The organism is Clostridium punense, assembly GCF_017874425.1.
GTDB classification, from domain to species: domain Bacteria; phylum Bacillota; class Clostridia; order Clostridiales; family Clostridiaceae; genus Clostridium_J; species Clostridium_J punense.
The window spans coordinates 79,423-99,596 of sequence record NZ_JAGGLL010000006.1; the positions used below are offsets into that span (position 1 = coordinate 79,423).

Annotated in this window: 15 protein-coding genes; 5 read left to right on the plus strand and 10 right to left on the minus strand. The window is 31.6% G+C overall.

Annotated elements, in window-relative coordinates; translation table 11 throughout:
* The first annotated feature begins 14 nt into the window (after positions 1-14).
* Positions 15-593, plus strand: coding sequence for an indolepyruvate oxidoreductase subunit beta (locus J2Z44_RS05275; RefSeq protein WP_021281209.1), 579 nt, complete (start codon positions 15-17; stop codon positions 591-593).
* 115 nt (positions 594-708) lie between these two features.
* Here the strand turns inward: J2Z44_RS05275 and J2Z44_RS05280 are convergent, their stop codons facing one another.
* From J2Z44_RS05280 to tsaD, 5 genes are all read right to left on the minus strand, one after another.
* On the minus strand, positions 709-1,563 hold the full coding sequence (locus J2Z44_RS05280) for a formate/nitrite transporter family protein (RefSeq protein ID WP_021281208.1): 855 nt from the start codon (positions 1,561-1,563) through the stop codon (positions 709-711).
* Positions 1,564-1,772: 209 nt separating this feature from the next.
* A complete protein-coding gene (locus tag J2Z44_RS05285; RefSeq protein ID WP_021281207.1) occupies positions 1,773-2,813 on the minus strand; it encodes a hypothetical protein in 1,041 nt (346 codons plus the stop codon).
* A 227-nt stretch (positions 2,814-3,040) separates the two neighbouring features.
* A complete protein-coding gene (locus J2Z44_RS05290) occupies positions 3,041-5,068 on the minus strand; it encodes a urocanate hydratase (RefSeq protein WP_021281206.1) in 2,028 nt (675 codons plus the stop codon).
* Positions 5,069-5,087: 19 nt separating this feature from the next.
* Positions 5,088-7,067: an aminopeptidase gene (locus J2Z44_RS05295; RefSeq protein ID WP_021281205.1), complete on the minus strand. Its 1,980-nt coding sequence runs from the start codon at positions 7,065-7,067 to the stop codon at positions 5,088-5,090.
* A 685-nt stretch (positions 7,068-7,752) separates the two neighbouring features.
* Positions 7,753-8,775, minus strand: coding sequence for a tRNA (adenosine(37)-N6)-threonylcarbamoyltransferase complex transferase subunit TsaD (gene tsaD, locus J2Z44_RS05300; RefSeq protein WP_021281204.1), 1,023 nt, complete (start codon positions 8,773-8,775; stop codon positions 7,753-7,755).
* Positions 8,776-9,434: 659 nt separating this feature from the next.
* Between tsaD and J2Z44_RS05305 the strand changes: the two genes are divergently transcribed.
* On the plus strand, positions 9,435-10,070 hold the full coding sequence (locus J2Z44_RS05305; protein WP_021281203.1) for a RusA family crossover junction endodeoxyribonuclease: 636 nt from the start codon (positions 9,435-9,437) through the stop codon (positions 10,068-10,070).
* A 313-nt stretch (positions 10,071-10,383) separates the two neighbouring features.
* Here J2Z44_RS05305 and J2Z44_RS05310 read toward each other — a convergent pair whose 3' ends face one another.
* Positions 10,384-11,763, minus strand: coding sequence for an MATE family efflux transporter (locus J2Z44_RS05310; protein ID WP_021281202.1), 1,380 nt, complete (start codon positions 11,761-11,763; stop codon positions 10,384-10,386).
* Positions 11,764-12,417: 654 nt separating this feature from the next.
* On the opposite strand from J2Z44_RS05310, the gene J2Z44_RS05315 reads away from it, so the two are divergent.
* Positions 12,418-13,005 (plus strand): DUF4230 domain-containing protein, encoded by a 588-nt coding sequence (locus tag J2Z44_RS05315; RefSeq protein ID WP_161624429.1) that lies wholly within the window; start codon positions 12,418-12,420, stop codon positions 13,003-13,005.
* A 155-nt stretch (positions 13,006-13,160) separates the two neighbouring features.
* On the opposite strand, the gene J2Z44_RS05320 is transcribed toward J2Z44_RS05315, so the two are convergent.
* The 3 genes from J2Z44_RS05320 to J2Z44_RS05330 form a co-directional block, all read right to left on the minus strand.
* Positions 13,161-13,988: a TPM domain-containing protein gene (locus tag J2Z44_RS05320; RefSeq protein WP_021281199.1), complete on the minus strand. Its 828-nt coding sequence runs from the start codon at positions 13,986-13,988 to the stop codon at positions 13,161-13,163.
* 8 nt (positions 13,989-13,996) lie between these two features.
* Positions 13,997-14,566: a LemA family protein gene (locus tag J2Z44_RS05325; protein ID WP_021281198.1), complete on the minus strand. Its 570-nt coding sequence runs from the start codon at positions 14,564-14,566 to the stop codon at positions 13,997-13,999.
* An 88-nt stretch (positions 14,567-14,654) separates the two neighbouring features.
* A complete protein-coding gene (locus tag J2Z44_RS05330) occupies positions 14,655-15,032 on the minus strand; it encodes a CoA-binding protein (protein ID WP_021281197.1) in 378 nt (125 codons plus the stop codon).
* Positions 15,033-15,336: 304 nt separating this feature from the next.
* On the opposite strand from J2Z44_RS05330, the gene J2Z44_RS05335 reads away from it, so the two are divergent.
* Positions 15,337-17,328, plus strand: a complete 1,992-nt coding sequence (locus J2Z44_RS05335; protein ID WP_021281196.1) for a fructose-bisphosphatase class III — start codon at positions 15,337-15,339, stop codon at positions 17,326-17,328.
* 313 nt (positions 17,329-17,641) lie between these two features.
* Here the strand turns inward: J2Z44_RS05335 and J2Z44_RS05340 are convergent, their stop codons facing one another.
* The gene (locus tag J2Z44_RS05340) at positions 17,642-18,886 is read right to left on the minus strand and encodes a S1C family serine protease (protein WP_021281195.1); all 1,245 of its coding nucleotides are present in this window, start codon (positions 18,884-18,886) and stop codon (positions 17,642-17,644) included.
* 300 nt (positions 18,887-19,186) lie between these two features.
* On the opposite strand from J2Z44_RS05340, the gene J2Z44_RS05345 reads away from it, so the two are divergent.
* The gene (locus J2Z44_RS05345; RefSeq protein WP_021281194.1) at positions 19,187-20,104 is read left to right on the plus strand and encodes an SMR family transporter; all 918 of its coding nucleotides are present in this window, start codon (positions 19,187-19,189) and stop codon (positions 20,102-20,104) included.
* Positions 20,105-20,174: the final 70 nt, after the last annotated feature.

Genomic DNA, 20,174 nt, shown 5'->3' on the forward strand with positions numbered 1-20,174 from the left:
GGAGGAATGATTGTATGAAATGCACAAATATATTAATATGCGGTGTTGGTGGCCAAGGTTTGGTTGTAACCACTACTATAATCTCTGAAGTGGCTTTCTTAGAAGGCTACGATATTAAAACTAGTGATGTAATTGGACTTTCTCAAAGAGGAGGTTTAGTATTTGGCTCTATAAGATTTGGTGAAAAAGTGTATTCTGCTCTTATTCCCCAAGGAGAAGCAGATATTTTAATTGCTCTTGAAAAATTAGAAGGCTTAAGATGGGTTCATAATGTAAAAAAAGATGGTGTTGTAATTTTAAACAATAATACTATTTATCCAAATAGAGTTCTTATAGAAAAAGAGGAATATCCTGAGAATATTGAAGATAAAATTAAGGACAAGGGATTAAAACTCCTACAAGTTAATGGAACAGCTATTGGAAAAGACCTTGGAAACATTAAAGTCGAAAACACTGTACTTTTAGGTGTGCTTTCTAACTATTTACCCTTCTCAGAAGAAAGCTGGTATGAAGCACTAAGTAAAACTTTCCCTGAAAGACTTCTTCCTATCAATAAAGAAGCTTTTAACCTAGGCCGAAACCTTCCTTTTTAATAAATCATAACACATAACTTATTAAATTAAAGGGCTATGTCATAATGAATGTAAATTCATCATGACATAGCCCTCTATCTGTTAAGCAACCAAACTTTGGTTGCTTATATTTAAATTATGCTGATAACTTTTCTTGTTTCTCCACAGCTTTTTTTGATGGTATATACTTATAAATTGCCCAATAAGCTAATCCAACAAATACTGCACCACCTATTATATTTCCAATAGTAACTGGTATGATATTATTGAATATTCCCCCAACAGTTAAATGTGATAACTTTTCTGGTGCAACGTGCGATAACTCTACAAAAGCCTCACTTGACTTTGCTAATAATCCAATTGAAAAGTAATACATATTTGCAACAACGTGCTCATAACCTGAAATTACAAAAACGAATATTGGAATAAATCCCATTAAAACTTTTCCTGCTACATCTTTTGCTGCATAGCTTCCCCATACACAGAAACAAACTATTATATTACAAAGTATTCCACTAGCTAAAGCTTGTCCAAAAGGAAGACTTGCCTTTGTAGCTGCTACTTTAATAGCATATCCACCTAATGTACCTGTAGATAGTAACCCTGCATTGAACACTAAAACTGCCACAATTATACAACCTATAAAGTTTCCTACAAAAACTAGAGTCCAGTTTTTTAACATTTGTCCTAAGGTAATCTTCTTTTCTGCAAATGCAATACTTAATAGTGCATTACCAGTGAAAAGCTCTGCTCCACAAATTAAAACAAATAATAACCCTACTGGGAACACTACTCCAGCTACAGTCTTTTGTAATCCTACATTAGTTACACTATGAGAAGCCATGGATGCACCGTATGCTCCAAGTGCAATAAAAATTCCAGCTAAGGTTGCTAGTAATAAAGTTTGCATTGATTTGTTATTTGCTTTCTTAATACCTACTTCTTCAACATAATCAGTAATTTCAGCAGGTGTTAACATTTTCTTATCCATTACCCTACCCCTTTCTTATTAACAAAAATACTCCTAAATTTCGTTAAATTAAACCTAAAAAATATCTATTTTTTATTAATCCATGGATAATTATATTGGAGCTTATACTCTATGTCAACAAAATTCTACTTGTAAAATAGTAAAATAGTGCCACCCAAAGGATAAGCTAAAGGACTATCGCCCCTTATCTCCTCTATGGATGACACCTACTAAAACCACTGTATATTGTATATTTCCATTTCTTCTAACTCTAAATAATCCTGAATAAATTCATTGCCAAAGTTATTTTTTAAAACCTTTTTAAACTTTGCTAACTGTTCTTCTGTTGGTTGTGTACTATCCTTTTTTGCTTCTCCAACCAATATAAACTCTGTCCCTTGAAGTTTATATACATACTCTTCACCCTTAATGCATAAGCTTCCTTCATTATCAAAGAAAACCTCACCTAAAACCTTAGGAGGTATTTCAATCTTCTCTGGAGTCTTTAAAGGCAGACTATCCATGTTTAGTTCTGCAACATAAAGATATTCCTTTATTTCTCCACCGTTTTTACCATAGGAAATGGTTCTAAAAGCTATCTTTTTTTCATCCTCTGAAATATCAGCAAAATGAATTTCCTCTTCTTTGTTTTTCAATTTATATATAAGCTTTTCACCTAAGTATAAATTATTATTATTTATTTCCTTATCTCCTTTGCTATAGAGATAAGTTTTATCCTTCATCACTTTCATAAGTAAGCCTTTTACTGAATTTAACTGCTCCATAGAACTTATATCATAAATCTCATATTTCAGAACAGATGGATTAATTGCTGCTGATATTAAAATGTCTTTCTCATTAATCCATTTAAGTTCCACTATATTTTGCATTTCCAAATCTTCTATAGTAATAGTTTTGTAGTTTTTGCTTTCTAAGTTATATATAATAACTTCTATTGAGTTACTACTCTCTTCGTAAAAATACTTGAAGACTATGTTTTTTTTATCAGGACTTAAAGCCATTAGCTCCTTAAATTTTGTGGTTTCACCTATGGACTGAAGCTGCTCATACCCCTCATCATATAAATATATATTATTATGTCTTTCAAATACGGCTCTTATATGATTTTCTTCTTCTATAACTTGACTTGGCCTTTTATCTTCCTCTAGCTGCTCACTATTTTTATTGCAGGCTGCAAAGAAAAATAAAGCAATAAAACAACTGATTATTGCTGCAAGTCTTAGTAAAATTCTATTCCCTTTAAATACCACAGAAACTCACCTTCATTCCCATTAATACCACAACATTTGTACCGCCCATTATTATACTCCTATTAATCTTTCTCTTCAATATATGATACGTAGATTAATAATATTTAGTTTGTATAAAAATTTTTTAAAGAAAAAAATTAATTTACTCATTGCTAATTATATGGTAAATAAAAAAGAGTATACTTAAAAGAAGATTCTAAGTATACTCTTTGCTGCTTATGTTAATATTATTTTTTTAAAGCTTCTTCTACTACTCTAGCTACTAAATCTCCGTCTGTGATATAAGGAAGCGTAATATGATCTGTAGTCTTATGCTTTTCATTATACTCCATACTAGTTTCTATGGAATGTGGATTTCTTGCCCAAGCTCTTCTTGCAACACCACCCATAACATCCCATGCCATGGAAGATTTAATTATATTGTCTATTCTTTCGCTTCCATCAAGTACAAGCCCAAAACCTCCATTAATTGACTTAGAAGTTCCAACTCCTCCTCCATTATGAAGAGCAATTAGGCTCATGCCTCTAGCTGCATTTCCAGCAAAACATTGAACTGCCATTTCAGCCATCATATTACTTCCATCTTTAATATTTGAGGTTTCTCTGAAAGGAGAATCTGTTCCACTAACATCATGGTGGTCACGACCAAGCATTATTGGCCCAACTTCACCATTTCTAACCATTTCATTAAACTTAAGGGCAATATCTATACGGCCTTGAGCATCTTGATAAAGTATTCTAGCCTCTGTACCAACTACTAGCTTGTTTTTTTCCGCATCCTTTATCCAAATATAGTTATCTCTATCCTGACCTCTTCTATTAGGATTAATGCACTCCATAGCTGCCTTATCTGTCTTAATCAAATCCTCATGTTTTCCGCTTAAGCAAACCCATCTAAATGGACCGTATCCATAGTCAAATAGCATTGGTCCCATAATATCTTCTACATAAGAAGGATATATAAAGCCGTCTTTTTCATCTACACCATTTTTAGAAATCTCCTTACCACCGGCATCATAAACTGCTTTCATAAAGGCATTTCCATAGTCAAAGAAGTATACTCCCCTGCTATCTAGAATTTTTACAAGTTCAAAATGCTTAAGTAGAGTTTTATCCACTAGCTTTTTGAAAGTTTCTCTATCCTCTTTTAGAAGTCTTGTTCTTTCTTCAAAAGAGATTCCCACTGGAGCATAGCCTCCATCATAAGGTGCATGACAGGAAGTTTGGTCAGATAAAAGATCTATTTTAATATTATTATCTACAATATATTGTAGTAAATCTACTACATTTCCATGATAAGCTATAGAAATAGCTTCTTCCTTTTTAGCTTTCTCTAAAGCCACTTTGAAAATTTCTTCTAAATTATCAGAAGCCATTGAAACCCAGCCTTGATCTAATCTAGTTTTTATTCTTGAATAATCAACTTCCGCAACGATTCCTACTCCATTTGCAATTTCAATAGCTTTAGGTTGAGCGCCACTCATACCTCCAAGCCCTGAGGTTACAAATATCTTTCCTCTTAAATCTCCATCATCAGCTACTCCAAGCTTTAATCTTCCTGCATTAAGTATGGTATTGAAAGTTCCATGAACAATTCCTTGAGGTCCTATATACATCCAGCCTCCCGCAGTCATTTGTCCATAGTTTGCAACTCCAAGCTGCGTAGCAAGATGGAAATCTTTCGGATTGTCAAACATACCAATCATAAGACCATTAGTATTGATAACTCTTGGTGCAGTTTTAGAGCTTCTAAATAATCCTAGAGGATGCCCACTTTCTAAAACTAAAGTTTGCTCATCAGTGATATTTTCTAAGTACTTCATTATAAGTCTATATTGCATCCAATTTTGGCAAACTTGGCCTGTTTCTCCATAAGTAACAAGCTCATAAGGATATAATGCTACCTCAAAGTCTAGGTTATTGTCTATCATAACTTGGAAGGCTTTTCCCTCTAAGCATTTTCCTTTATACTCGTTGATTGGCTTACCATAAAGTCTTCCTTCAGGTCTAAATCTATATCCATAAATTCTTCCTCTAGTAACTAGTTCCTCCATAAACTCTGGAGCTAGCTCTTCATGATATTTCTCTGGAATATAGCGAAGGGCGTTTTTTAGTGCTAACTCTGCTTGAGCTTTAGTTAAAGTAAAGCCTCTATCTGGTGCTCTTCTAATTCCTTCAATAAACTTAGGCATTTTTGGTAGTTCATCATCTAATTTTATTACCATTGCATTTTCAATACTCATATTATTCATCATAAAGTTATCCTCCCCAAAATTATATATTCATTTCAAAAGGTTTATTTAATTCCTCAGTTCCCTGAACTACAAATCTTCCATTTTCAATGATATTAAGTGTTTCCCCATCTTTTGTAATAATTGATATGAACTCTAATCCATCATAGGGAAGAGTTATATCTGTATGACATTGAGTATAAGCTTCTTCAATATTTGTTTTTCTTAAAATAGATTTTTCATTATCACGAGCTATAATTTCCTTTCCATCAAGAGGATTATAAACCTTAACATCCTCTGCAAAAGAGAAGCAGGTATCGCCAATTGCAAAGTGTGGTCCCATTTTTTCCACAATAAGAATTGGCAGGATATTTACTATGTCATGCTTTTGTGCAATAACATAAGCTAAAGTATTAGTTCCAATTGCAAACTCTCCTAATGGTAAAGTTTTATTAGGGAATAATAAGTTTTCCTCAATGTACTTTTTATTTTCCTCTTCTTTTTCAAAGTTTGTACATCTGTACTCTTTTATATACCCATCTTCAAATAAAAGCTCAAGATTTAAGAACTTAAGGTCATTTAAATAAACTTCTTCTACATGAAGCACACCATTAGTTCCTTTTAGAACTGGGGATGTAAACACTTCTCCTACTGGAATATTTACATCAGCTACACAATTTACGAAATTTGTTTCCTTGTCAGGGTTCTTGAGCTCCTGCATTTTAACCTTTATATCTGTTCTATTAGCTCCTTTTCCCTTAACATGAACATATTCACCTTTGTCTAGAAGGTCAATAATATGTTGCTGAATCTTCTCCCATTTGCTTGAATCCAACATATTTATTTCTAAAGTGTCTTCAAAGATTTTTTCAAATTTCTCCCCAATTTCTGGAGTAGGGAAAGCAATTATTGTGAAGCTTGTTTCTGTGTCTGGCATATACTTATCCATCATTCTTCTTAGTTTTCCTTGATGGCTTTGGAACAATTTAGCCTGAGCTTCATTAAGCTTTAGACATTCCTTTTTACTCTCTGGAGCAAAAGGTATTTCCCCAAACTTATCAAAGAAAGCTGGTCCTGAATATTTAGAAAGAGGTTCCTTATATGCTTCTAGTATTTCACTATAAACCTGCTCCTTTGCTTTTGCATACTCTTCATCAAAGAAAAGTGCCCCATCAAATCTGTGGTCATAGGTGAATTGCTTATTTGGATCTGTTGAATCGATGGTAGTTAATATGCACTTTAATCCAAAGGCTTTAAAATCCTTCATTAATCTTTTAATAATAAGTTCTTGTCCTACATTAAAAATAACCCTTACAGTGGATTTTTTTCTATAATCCTTATTGTCACGGGTAAAACCATTTATATAAGAATTAACTACTGTTTTAGATATCTCATCTATTTTCTCATAACCAGCTAAGAATTCAGCTGTCTTTATCTCGTTTTCTCCAATGTACCTACCATATCTAAATAAGTATCTTACATCCCTCAAATCTTGGGTTTCAATAATTTCACTTACATAGCTTTCTGTTTTAACAGCTACATCTTCAATTCTGGCCTTTGCCTCAACTTGAAGAATATCCTTTTCAAAACTCTTTACTAGGTTAAGTAAAGGTTCATACTGTGATCCATTGTCTTCAATACAGCTATATACTTTTAGATAAAGGTTGCTAAGTTTGTCTAATCTCTCAACTTCGTGAGCAAAAGCAAACTTTATCATAGTGTGAAGCTTATTGTGCAGATAAGCAAATAGCCTTCCTAATTCCTCTCCAAATAAGCTTACTGTATAAGTTGGATTTCCATAACTAGTTTTGTAACCTTCTCCCAATACTCCCCTATAAAGCCTATTATTGTCTTCTAGAAGTTTTTCAAAGGTATTGTTACTAAAGTAATCACCCTTTGTTTTTTCTTCCATGTCCCATACCATAACAATAAATTCTGCTAAAGATTTAAGATAGAGTCCTTCTTTTTTATCTTCTTCAACAGGTTTCACTGCTATATCTCTTATGGCCTTTAGAACTTCCATTTCATATCCCCCTTTTTCTTTTGACATACTGAAAATAACTAATTCAATTTAAAACTTTACGTTCCCCTCAGAATTCCTTTGAATTTTAATCTAACCGTAAAGAATTTATTTTATTATATTGTTTCATATGTCCTAAGTATTTTAGCAACTGACCAAAATATGGCTTTTTGCCTATAATAAAAAATTAACATATTCAGAATTTTAAAACAATACTTTTTCATATTATATATTGTTTTTAAATTTAATTATTAATGTTCTTCAAAAATTAAAGATTACCTCCTTAAGTACCCATATAATTTTCCCCATTACTTCGACTGATTTCACCAAATCAATACCATTTATGCTAACTTTGTATAACTTCCCAGTTGTATCTTTATAACACTTTAATTTTGTAAATTGAGAAAGTTAACTATTTTATATACAGATCTAAATAAACTCAAAAATTTATATAGCTTTTAGATGTGAAAGTTTCTTCACCGAAAAATAACCTAGAAATTTATAATATATAGATGTTGATGTGAATTGAATTTTTATAACCCAAATCCTTCGTGTGCTATACCTAACTTAATCCTCTTAAAACTTTTGATAAATAAATAAATAAATCAAAATATGTCTAAAAAAGCTCAGAATAAAAAACAGAGAACAAAACTTAATTCATTCTCTGTTTTATAATGTTTATTTATTTTTATCTCTCACCTAGTTTTAAGTTAGGTGCTGCATTTAATGTTAAATCTGATATTCTTCCTCTTAGATATTCAAAGTAAGCTGCACTTCCAATCATAGCTGCATTATCCGTACATAGAACTAATTCTGGAAATAAGACCTTTATACCTTCTTTATCTCCTCTTTTCATCATAGCATTTCTTAAATAGGAGTTGGCAGCTACACCTCCAGCTATAGCTATTTTATCTACACCTTTTATTTTGCAAGCCTTTATTGCATTATCTACAAGCACATCCACTACAGATTTTTGGAAGGAGGCTGCAATATCTGCCTTATTATAATCCTCACCCTTCATCTCTAGCTTATTTAAATGATTAAGCACCGCAGATTTAATTCCACTAAAGGAGAAGTCTAAGCTTTCTTCATGAAAATTTGCTCTTGGAAACTTAACTGCATTTTCGTTTCCTTCTTTAGATAGCTTATCTATTTTAGGCCCCCCTGGGTATCCAAGACCTATAGCCCTAGCAACCTTATCATAAGCTTCTCCAGCAGCATCATCTCTGGTTTGCCCCATTACCTCAAAGCTTCCATAGTCTTTCATATGAACTATGAAAGTATGTCCTCCTGAAACCACTAAGGTTACAAAAGGTGGTTCTAATTCCTTGTACTGAATAAAGTTTGCACTTATATGTCCTTCTATGTGATTAACCCCAATTAAAGGCACTTTTAAGGAATAAGCTAAAGCTTTTGCATATTGTAGTCCTACAAGTAAGGCTCCCACAAGACCTGGTCCATAAGTTACAGCTACTGCATCGATATCCTTGAAGGCTATATTAGCTACATCTAAGGCTTCTTGAACCACGGCACTAACAGCTTCTATATGCTTTCTTGAAGCCACTTCTGGCACTACTCCACCAAACTTCTTATGTATATCAATTTGAGAGGAAATTATGTTTGATAACACTTCTCTTCCATTAACCACCACCGCAGCTGCTGTTTCATCACAGCTAGACTCAATGGCAAGTATTTTAAATTGTTTTTCCATTTATATTCACCTACTCTTAATACTAAATTGTAATATGCTTTTAGGATCTTTTCTCTCTTATTATCGCAAATCCTATACTATTTCTTATTTCTTACCTCTTATTTATCACTTCTTACCTTTTACTTATTTCTTACCACGTCTTAATTCTTAGCTCTTACCTATTACCCAAGACCAACCTATATAAAAACATAAAAATATACCTAAAACAGCCCTTGTACTAAAGCTGATAAAAACTAAATACCATAATCTTTATAATAATTCCTATTATTAGATTTTATTATACTTTAACTTTTACTATATATCAAATTCATGTAGCAAATTCAATACTTTTTCAAAAACTAAAAGAAATTTATATCTTCCTACTAAGTTTATCAACTACTTATACCTTCCACCTTTTACAAACATAAGTTCTCTGTGGTATAATAATTCTATTCATACTTTTAGCTAATCGCTATAATATATTTTGTATAGCATCCAAAATCTTTATTTAATTCTTTGCTCATATTAATGAGCTATATGTTAACGGATTAACTTATACAGCTTATATTACTAAGCAGCTACAAGGTAATGCTTATACAGATGTTTAATATAATTAAGCATCTACTTGTGCATATAAATTATGTAGAGCATATTAATTTATAAATTAATAAGGAGTTATTATGAGTAATACTAATTATGCAAAGGTTATAGTTAAAGGTTCTCCTATTTCAAAATCAAACTTTAAACTGTTTAATATAAACGGAAGAGCAATACTTCCCTACAATTCTGGAAAATACCATGATAGGTATGCCCTTTATGAAGAGGAAATTGCCTATGAGTGCAGACTTCAAAACCCAGGATTAGTCCTTAGTGAAGCCCTTATTGCTGTTCTTAAGGTCTACTATAAAAGTAAAAAAAGGCACCCAGATACTAATAATATAACTAAAAGTATTTTTGATGGTATAGAAAAAAGTGGACTTATTGTTAACGATGCTCAGGTTAGAAGAATAATTATTGAGGAGTTCTATGATGAAGAAAACCCTAGATTTGAGTTAGAGCTTTTTGGAGAAAGTTCTTACAAAATGAATTATTCCATTACCAAGCTAGATAGTCCAGTTTCTCCAATTAATTATGGCCCACCACCAAATAAAAAAGGTGAAGGAAAAACTCTAAAGGCTGATACTAAACATATTAGCAAGGATAATAGCAAGCTTACTTGTGAAATCTGCAATAAAACTGTATCTAAAGAAAGCTCTATTACTGCTAATAAAGGAAAAACTATTTTATGCAAAAATTGCTTTAAGAAGCTATTTTAAAATTATGACCTACCGCAGAAGAAGCTCCCAACATTTTAGCTTTTCTTGCTCATGAAATGAAAGCGTAGGTGTTGGTGGTACGTCACTTTATTTATTGAAAACTTAATAAATCAAAGTAAACTTCTATTGAATTTAAATACTCTCTTTTGTTTTCGCTTAAAAAGGCACTGAAATAAAAGACATATTTATTAGCCTACTTATAAAGCCATGGATAAGAGAGAATTTAGTTCTCAATTTACCCATGGCTTTCATATTGCTCGAGAGAGTTGTGCATTATGCAATAACTCTTTTGCTTATAATTACTGTAATTCTTTTATACTGCTGGTACTTCTAACTCTTCTTCTTTGTAAATATTTTTCCACTTATAGAAAACTATACTTATCATAAATCTAACTACTAAATCTATACACATTGCTGACCATATAGCAATAACACTTAGCTTTAACACATAAGTAAAGTAGAAGGCTAAAGGAATTCTCACAAGCCAAATACCAATTCCTGCTGAATACATAGGAACCTTTGTAAAACCTGCACCTCTCAATGCTCCATTTAAACAAGCTGATATATTCTGAGGTATTTGAACAAGTCCCATAAGTATTAAATACTTAGCACCAAGCTCTATTATTTGCTGCTTATCTGTAAGAAGTCCCATAACAAACTGCGGTAAAAACAATAATATAATTGATGAAAAGCTGGTTAATATGGTAGAACCAATTAAAATTTCCTTCATATATCTTTTACCAAGCTTCTTATTTTTAGCTCCTATGGTCTGACCAGTAAAGGCTGTAGCAGCTACTGCAAAACCTACCGCTGGCATAAAGGAAATAGACTCAGCTTGAAGTCCTTGTTGATAAGAGGCCATAGCTATATCTCCGTAATTTAAAATCAAAGTGGTCAAAATTATAGCCGATATTTGCCAGAAAATTGATTCTAAGGCAGAAGGCATTCCAACCTTGTAAACTTCTTTAATTTGATGCTTATCTAAAGCAAAATGCTCTTTTGATTTTGAGCCAGCAAGTACGCCATCTTTATTAAATAACACGTATAAACCTACCATAGCACCAACAAATTGTGCAACAACAAGTCCTACTGCTGCCCCTCTTAATCCAAGGGCAGGCATTCCTAGAAGTCCGAAAATAAAAATTGGGCTTACTACAACATTTGTTCCATTCATTATAAAAGCAATCTTCATAGGCGTCTTAGCATTTCCCATACCTTGAAGTACTCCTGCTACCACCAACATAATTACCTGGAATGGTAATCCAAAGGCAACTATTTTGATATATGAAAAAGCATTCTCCCTTAATACCTCACTGGAGTTTTTATATATTGCTGCAAGGAAAAAATCTCCATTTAAAAATAAAATTACTGCCAAAACAATTACTAGAATTAAGCAAGATAATAAAGTTTGCATGGTTACATGCTTTATCCTCTTGTGATCTCCAGCACCATAAGATTGAGCCACAAACACGGAGCCTCCTGTAGAGATTCCCTTAAAAAGAGCCCAAATAATATTTGTTATTCTATTGCTTATTCCTAGTGCAGATATAGCAACTGCATCTAATCTTCCTATAAATCCTGCTGCTACAAATCCTGCCGTCATCTGAAGTACACTTTCAAAGGTTATTGGTAATATCATTGAATAGATTTTCTTCCTAACCTCTCTTTGACTCATCTCCTTCGTTTCTTCCACACCTTATCCCCCCACTATAATTAATCCTATATAATTATATCATTTTATTTCGAGTACCGAAACATTATTTTGAAATTAAATATTAAATTAATTATTAATTATTGATTATTAATTTCAGTATACAAGCTATTTACCATTACTTTTTTTACCCTTATTAATATTTAGGTTATGAAAGTAAAATATTTTATATACTATCTCACTTTATAACTCCCATTGTTGCTAAATGTCTTAACTAATTTTGCTTATATAAAAAGAGGATCCCCCCTAAAAGAATTTACTTGATACTCCTTCTTTGCCATAAAACTTATTTATATTCCTTTATAATAAACTTCAAAACCTAAGTAGCATTAAAACAATTTCTATGTCATATAAATAACATATTAAGACCTGAATAGATATTTATTAATAAAAATGCCTAATACATAAAGGTCTCTAGCTAGCTCTTTTATTTCTTTATAAAAGCATTAATAAGATTAACTAGGTGTATTTCTGGATTAAGGTTATTTAGGTTATCCAAAATGTTCCATGATATAAGTTTAAAGTTATTCATGGTCATAGCCCTTTAAGAAAACCAGTGTAGGATTCATGTACAAGTTAAGCTTTAACTTTGGTTCACTATTTAAAGCAATTTATGTTGGGAGGTTCATGGATTATATGAAAATAAAAATATTTAAGAGAATAAAATTACTGTTTTTCTTGCTTATAGCTCTTGCCTTGGCTATTATTTCAAGTTCTTTTTCTACAAAGAAAAATCTAGAAAAAAAGTGCGACTTAGTTACTGAAAAACTAACAACCATATCTGAGCTAGCCACTGTAAAATACAATTATTCCAATGTTATATCTATAAAAGACAGTTTGAAGTATAAGGATTTTGTTATTCCCTTTACTGAAAAATCTTTTGTGGTTAAATACAATGGATATATTACTGCAGGGATTGATTTGAGCCAAGCTAAAACTTATATAGAAAATAATGAGCTTTCTATCCTGCTCCCTTCAAGTAAAATTCTTAATCATACAGTTAGTGAAGATGAAATTTATGTTTTTGATGAAAAATCCTCAGCTTTTAATAAGCTTCATATAAATGACATGTTAAATGAAATAGTATCTGAAAAATCAGCTATGGAAGATAAATTAGTAAAAGAAGGCTTTTTAGATAAGGTAAATAATGACACTATTAAATTTCTTCAGGATTTTTTTAAAGAACTAGATTACGATGAAATTAAAATTACAATTGATAAATAACAATAACAAAGCCTATATGTTAGTTTTATCTATCATATAGGCTTTAATATTATAGAACTCTAAAGTTATAGGTTCACTTATGCACTTATCCTTCTTTGGCTTTCTCAAATCTTTTGGTTACTATTAAATTAATTTTTCTAAGAGGATCTATATTCTTACCAGCTTCCTGAAGAGCCTCCACCACCAGAGGAACCTCCGCCAAAACCACCGAAACCTCCCCCAGAACTTCCTCCAGATCCGCCCCCGAAGCCTCCAAAACCTCCTCCGCCGCCTCTTCCTCTTCCTCCAAATATATTGTTCCAAAATATCAGTTTAAAAAGGAAAGTAGTAACTCTTGCTCTATTAAAGATTAAATCTAATAAAAATAAACCAAGAATTATACCTAAGGGAAGTGGGTTAGATTTCTTTCTATTAGAGGTATTATTTTTGACCTCTGGCAGAGTTATTTTTCGAGACTTTTCCAAGGTTACACCATATTCTTTTGCTATAGCATCACTCATAGTACTGTAACTATTTAAAAGTCCTTCTCCATAATTTCCACTTTGAAACCTTGGTTTTGCTAGATCTTCCATGATTCTACTAGTAAGCACATCAGGAACAGCACCTTCAAGTCCTCTACCAACCTCTACTCTCCATTTTTTATCATTAAGAGCAAGAAGTATCAAAAGACCATTATCCTTTTCCTTTTGTCCTATTCCCCAAGTTCTAAAAAGGTTTAATGCATACTGCTCTATTGGGGTACCTTTAGTAGAATTGATAACAACTACCACAGCTTGTGCTCCAGTTTTATCTTCTAATTCTTTCCCAATAGATACTATATTTTCAACTTCACTTTTATTTAAAGCTCCTACATAGTCGTTTACATATTTATAAGGTGTGGGACTAGGTATAGCCTCTGCGGCACTAACCTTAAGAGGTAGTATTGTAAATAAACATATTAGAAGAGAAGCTACTATTACTTTTATACATTTATTGCTTCGCATAACAGATGCTACTTACTAAAGTCTACTTTTGGAACTTCTTTAGCCCCTTCAGCAGCTTTGTAAAGTGGTTTTTCTTCAAAGCCAAACATAGAAGCAACTATATTACTTGGAAATCTTCTCCTCTTAGTATTATACTGAGTTACTGCGTTATTATAATCTTGTCTTCTTACTGCAATCCTATTTTCTGTGCCCTCTAGTTCTACAGTTAAATCTCTAAAATTCTGATTTGATTTTAGCTCAGGATATCTTTCTACCACTACTAAAAGTCTTGAAAGTGCGCTAGATAAACTAGCATCTGCATCTGCTTGTTCCTTAATATTTTGAGCTCCTGCAAGCTTTGCTCTAGATTCTGCAACCTGAGTAAAAATTTCCTTTTCTTGAGATGCATAACCTTTAACAGTTTCCACAAAGTTAGGAATTAAATCAGATCTTCTTTGTAAGTCTGTATCAATATCTGCCTGTGCACTGTTTACTTTTAGCTCAAGTGATACCAGACTATTGTAAGTTCCTACTATTGGAATAGCTATTAAAGCAATTATTACTATAATAGCTATTAGAACTTTCATTCCACCTTTCATTGTTATTCCTCCTTAATAAAGTGTTTTCAAATATATCTTCTATAAATTGTATTGCTATGTTATTTCATAAAGAACAAATTTAAACTAATTATAATCTGCCAAGCTCCACAAATAAGCATTGATCATGCTCTACTCTAAAGCCCATTTCTTTTGCTTTTCTTATAACTTCTTCATCATAAGAACCTGGTTGAAACCAAAGATTTTCAATTCCGGCAGCTCTAATAGCTTCTAGAGAGTTTAATGCTACCTTAGGGTTAACAATTATATTTATTGCTTCAACCCCCTGTGGTAACTCTTCAACAGAATGATATATTCTCATTCCTGCAATCTCCTCATACTTAGGGTTAATTCCATACACTGTATACCCTTTTTCGTCTAATCTCCTTAAAATCTTGTATCCAAATCTACTCTCGTCTGGAGTGGCTCCAAGTAATGCCCAAGTTTTAAATTTTAACATTTCATTCATATCGTTTCCTCCTTATTATATACAAACTAAACTTAGTTTTCCCAAGAAAATTAATATCATAAGATATTAATTTTCTTATTTAACTCTTTTTGTAAGTCTACTATCAGATAATATTAAAAATTAATATCATAATATATTTACTTGTAATATTTGTCAATGGTATATTAACCTGTTATTTTCATTAGCAAAATAACAGGTTTTGTTATATAATATATTATTGTACACATATATTTATTTAGTGTATCACATATATTAAAATATGATTAACTATTAATACTTAAGTAATTTAGAAAAGGGGATTGACATGAGTAAAATAGATGAGATTAGTGTTGATATGATTGAGAGTGATTTAAGATATCTTAAATTGTTATCACAAAAATTTCCAACAATTTCTGATGCTTGTACGGAAATCATCAACCTAGAAGCTATTTTAAATCTTCCAAAGGGTACAGAACACTTTTTAACTGATATCCATGGAGAATACGAAGCCTTTGACCATGTTCTAAAAAATGCTTCAGGGGTTATCAAAAGAAAAGTAAACGATATTTTTGGAAATACCTTAAGAGAATCAGAAAAAAAAGATTTATGTACACTTATCTATTATCCTGAACAAAAGCTTGAGCTAGCTCTTGCAAAAGAAGATGATGTGAACGACTGGTATAGAATAACACTACATCAACTAATCCAAATATGCAGAAATGTTTCTTCGAAATATACGCGTTCTAAGGTAAGAAAAGCATTACCTGCTGATTTTGCCTATATTATTGAAGAGCTATTACATGAATCTCAAGTTAGACCTAATAAACATGATTATTTTAATGGAATTATTAATACAATTGTAAGTATTGGAAGAGCCAATGAATTCATTATTGCAATTTGCAATGTAATTCAAAGACTTACTATAGATAGACTTCACATAATCGGTGATATTTACGATAGAGGCCCTGGTGCCCACATAATCATGGATACTATTATGAAATATCATGCTGTAGACATTCAATGGGGAAACCATGATATTCTTTGGATGGGTGCTGCTGCCGGAAATGAAAGCTGTATTGCCAATGTAATAAGAATTTGCACCAGATATGCAAATCTTGAAACTTTAGAAGAGGGTTATGGTATAAACCTACTTCCTCTTGCTACCTTTGCAATGGAAGTATACCAGGATGACCCATGTAAATCTTTCAAGCCTAAAACAGGCCCTGATGATGTATATAAGGAAAAAGATTTAAAGCTAATGGCTCAAATGCATAAGGCAATATCTATAATTCAATTTAAGCTTGAAAGTGAAATAATTAAAAGACGTCCGGATTTTGCGTTGAATCATAGACAATTGCTAGATAAAATTAACTTTGAAAATGGAACCATAATGGTGGATGGTAAGGAGTATAAACTTAATGATACTCACTTCCCAACAGTAGATCCTAAAAATCCTTACAGGCTTACCGACGAAGAAAAAGAACTTGTTACAAAGCTTAAATTCTCTTTCTTGAACAGTGAAAAACTTCAAAAGCATGTTAGATGCTTATTCTCTAAAGGAAGCCTATATTTAAAGTATAATTCTAATCTTCTTTATCATGCTTGTATTTCTCTAGATAAAAACGGTAACTTCAAGAAAATTAAGCTAATAGATAAAGAATATAGCGGAAGAGAATATATTGATAGAGCTGAGAGATTGGCTAGGGAAGCATATTTTAACAAAGGAAATCATGCTAATAAACAATATGCTTTAGACTATCTATGGTACTTATGGTGCGGTGCTGATTCTCCTCTCTTTGGAAAAAGCAAAATGGCTACCTTCGAGAGATATTTTATTAATGAGAAAGAAACTCATAAGGAAATTAAAAATCCATATTATGACTTTTGGGATAAGGAAGAAATTTGTGATATGATACTAAAAGACTTTGGATTAAGTCCTGAAACATCTCATATCATTAATGGTCACGTACCTGTAAAAACCTTAAAGGGAGAAAGTCCAATAAAAGCAAATGGAAAGCTTCTAGTTATAGATGGTGGCTTCTCTAAGGCTTATCAGCCTGAAACAGGCATTGCCGGCTACACTTTAATATATAACTCTTACGGCTTACAGCTGGTTCAACATGAACCTTTTGAATCTACTCAACAGGCAATCGAAGAAGGAAAAGATATCTTATCTACTACCTTCATCCTAGAGCGCACTGCAGATAGAATGAGAGTTAGAGATACTGATATAGGTAAAGAATTAATTGCTCAAATAGCAGACCTTCAGAACCTTCTTATGTCCTATAGAAAAGGTATTATTAAGGAATTAAAGTAAATTATATGTGCCTTAGGAAATATAATAGTTATTAGTATAAAACTCCTTTATCTACAATACAAACTTGTAGGTAAAGGAGTTCTTATAATTTAGTACAAATAAAAATTTTACTAACTAGAATTAATGAAAGTAACATTCAATATGATTTTATAGTATAAAGTAAATAAAAACAGAGAGAAAGGGGGATTTCTCTCTGTTTTTATTTTAACATCATTATTAACAGATTTAACTTGTTAACTATTACAATTATTTCCACAATGTTTATATTTAAACATTCTTTTAAACTTTTTATTATTCTTCTCTCGAAGAATTTCTACTCAATTTTAAGGTTAGCAGTCATATTCTGACCATTTCTCACAAATTCAATAGGAATAGTGTCTCCATCCTTATGAGAATCCTTAATTTTGTTAAGTTCTTCTACAGTTTCAACTTTCTTACCGTCAAATTTAATAATTACATCTCCTGGTTGAAGGCCACCTTTTTGAGCAATACTAAAGTTTGCTACATTAGTAATATAAACACCTACAGGTACATTATATTTTTCAGCCATTTCTTTTGTAACATTTTGAACTGTTACTCCAAGAGTTATTTTTTGTTTAACTAGATTTTCTAACTTTGAAGAAACATCATTAATTGGAATTGAAAAACCTATTCCTTCTATTCCATTTCCACTTAGCTTAGCTGTATTAATACCAATTACTTCGCCTCTAGCGTTTATCAGCGGTCCTCCACTGTTTCCTGGATTTATAGCTGTATCCGTTTGAATTAAGTTCATTTTTTTCCCATCTATCTCTACATCTCTACTTACAGCACTAACAATTCCAGTAGTAACAGATCCTAAATATTCTTTTCCTAAAGGGTTACCTATAGCTACTACTTGTTCTCCTACTTGTAGACTTTCTGAATCACCTAAAGTTGCTACCCCTGGTAAGTCTACTTTATCTGTAATTTTTAAAACCGCTAAATCTGATTGCTGATTATAATTTACTATTTTAGCATTAACTTCTTTTCCATTATTAAATATTACTTTAACTTGGTTTGCTCCTGAAATTACATGGAAATTTGTTAAAACATATCCTTCATCTGAAAAAATGAATCCTGAACCAATTCCCTCTTGTGGCTCATTATTAAAGCCAAATATATTTGTAGAAACAGACTTAGTTGAAACCCCTACTACCGCTGGCGAAACTTTTGTTACTATTTCAGGTATATTTATTCCACCTGTAGCAGTTGGTGCAATTACCGCATTACCGTTACCTGTATTCTTTTGCTGAGTTATTGGAGCTTTGGTGCTTTTCATAGTTGTATAAGTTACTGCTCCTCCAACTGCACCTCCTAATACTGAACATGTAAGGGCCACTGCCATTATTGTAGCAAATCTACCTGGCCCTTTCTTTCTTTTTATTTTAGCATCCTGATAAACATAAGGATTGTTATAAATTTCTGTATTTTTAAAGCTTCCAAAGTGAGAATTATCATAATTACTATTGTTGTAATTCATATTGTCTGCCTCTGGTATAGTATTAAATTTATTATTATCATTGTTGAAGTTATCCATTTCTAAATCCTCCCTTAATTAAATCTCCCTATAACTATATTATCTCCATTTATGTGTCAATTCAGTGGCGACTTTGTGAAAAAATTTAAAATTCAATACAATTGCTAATATTTTTATGTCATAATTATTATAGTCCATTAATTGTTACAAATTAAAGTAAATATTAAATTATATAAAAAATCATTTTGTTTTACTTAGTGTCTATATAATTAAAAGTGAGCTCATCTTAGAAATCTACACTAAATTTTCAGTTACTCTTAATAATCATTAAATATTTTCATCTTAAAGGGGGCAATATACTTGTTTTACTTAGCTTTAGCTATAATTTGCAGTTCTTCTATAGCATTAATTTTTAAATATACTGAAGGTAATGAAATGAATCGTTACGCAGTAACTTCTTCAAATTATTTCATTGCATTTTTAGTAAGTATACTTATGTTCTTTAATAACAATACCATGAAGCTTTCTACTAAATCATCACTACATAGCTTTACAAAAGAATTCTATTCAGTAATTTCTTCTAATGAATTATTATTTTCTCCTGAAGGAAGTTTTATTTGGGCAGTACTAGTAGGTGTTATTGCTGGACTATTCTTCTTTCTATCTTTTATATATTATCAAAAAAGCGTAAGAGAAAATGGTGTAGGTCTTTCTGGTACCTTTGGAAAACTAGGGATTCTTATTCCTATGATATTTTCAATCTTGCTTTGGAGAGAAATGCCCACTGCTCTTCAATGGTGTGGAATAGCTCTATCTTTGGTATCTATTCTTATCGTTAACTTGTCTCTAAAGGATTTGTCATTAAAATCCTTTAATACCACTTTGATATTATTATTTATCTTTGGGGGAATGGCTGAGTTCTCCAATAAAATATTCCAAAAATATGCTGTCACAGAACTAAAAGATTTATTTTTATTTTTTGTTTTCTTTGTAGCTTTTATTATTAGTATATGCTTCACTTTTAAACAAAAGAAAAGAGTTAATATAAAAGATATTATTTTAGGTATTGTAGTTGGTATTCCTAATTTATTTTCTTCCTACTTTCTAATTCTCGCCCTAAGTCACATAACTACTTCCGTTGCTTTTCCTATATACAGTGCAGGAAGTATACTTCTTATTAATTTGGGAGGGTTTATAATTTTTAAGGAAAAACTTTCTTTGAAGGATACCTTTGCTGTAGCACTTACATTAATTGCCTTAGTGCTTATTAATATGTAATTTTAAAAGAAATGCTGATAAGTCAATTACCAGCATTTCTTTTTTACAAAAGCATATTTTTATATAATTT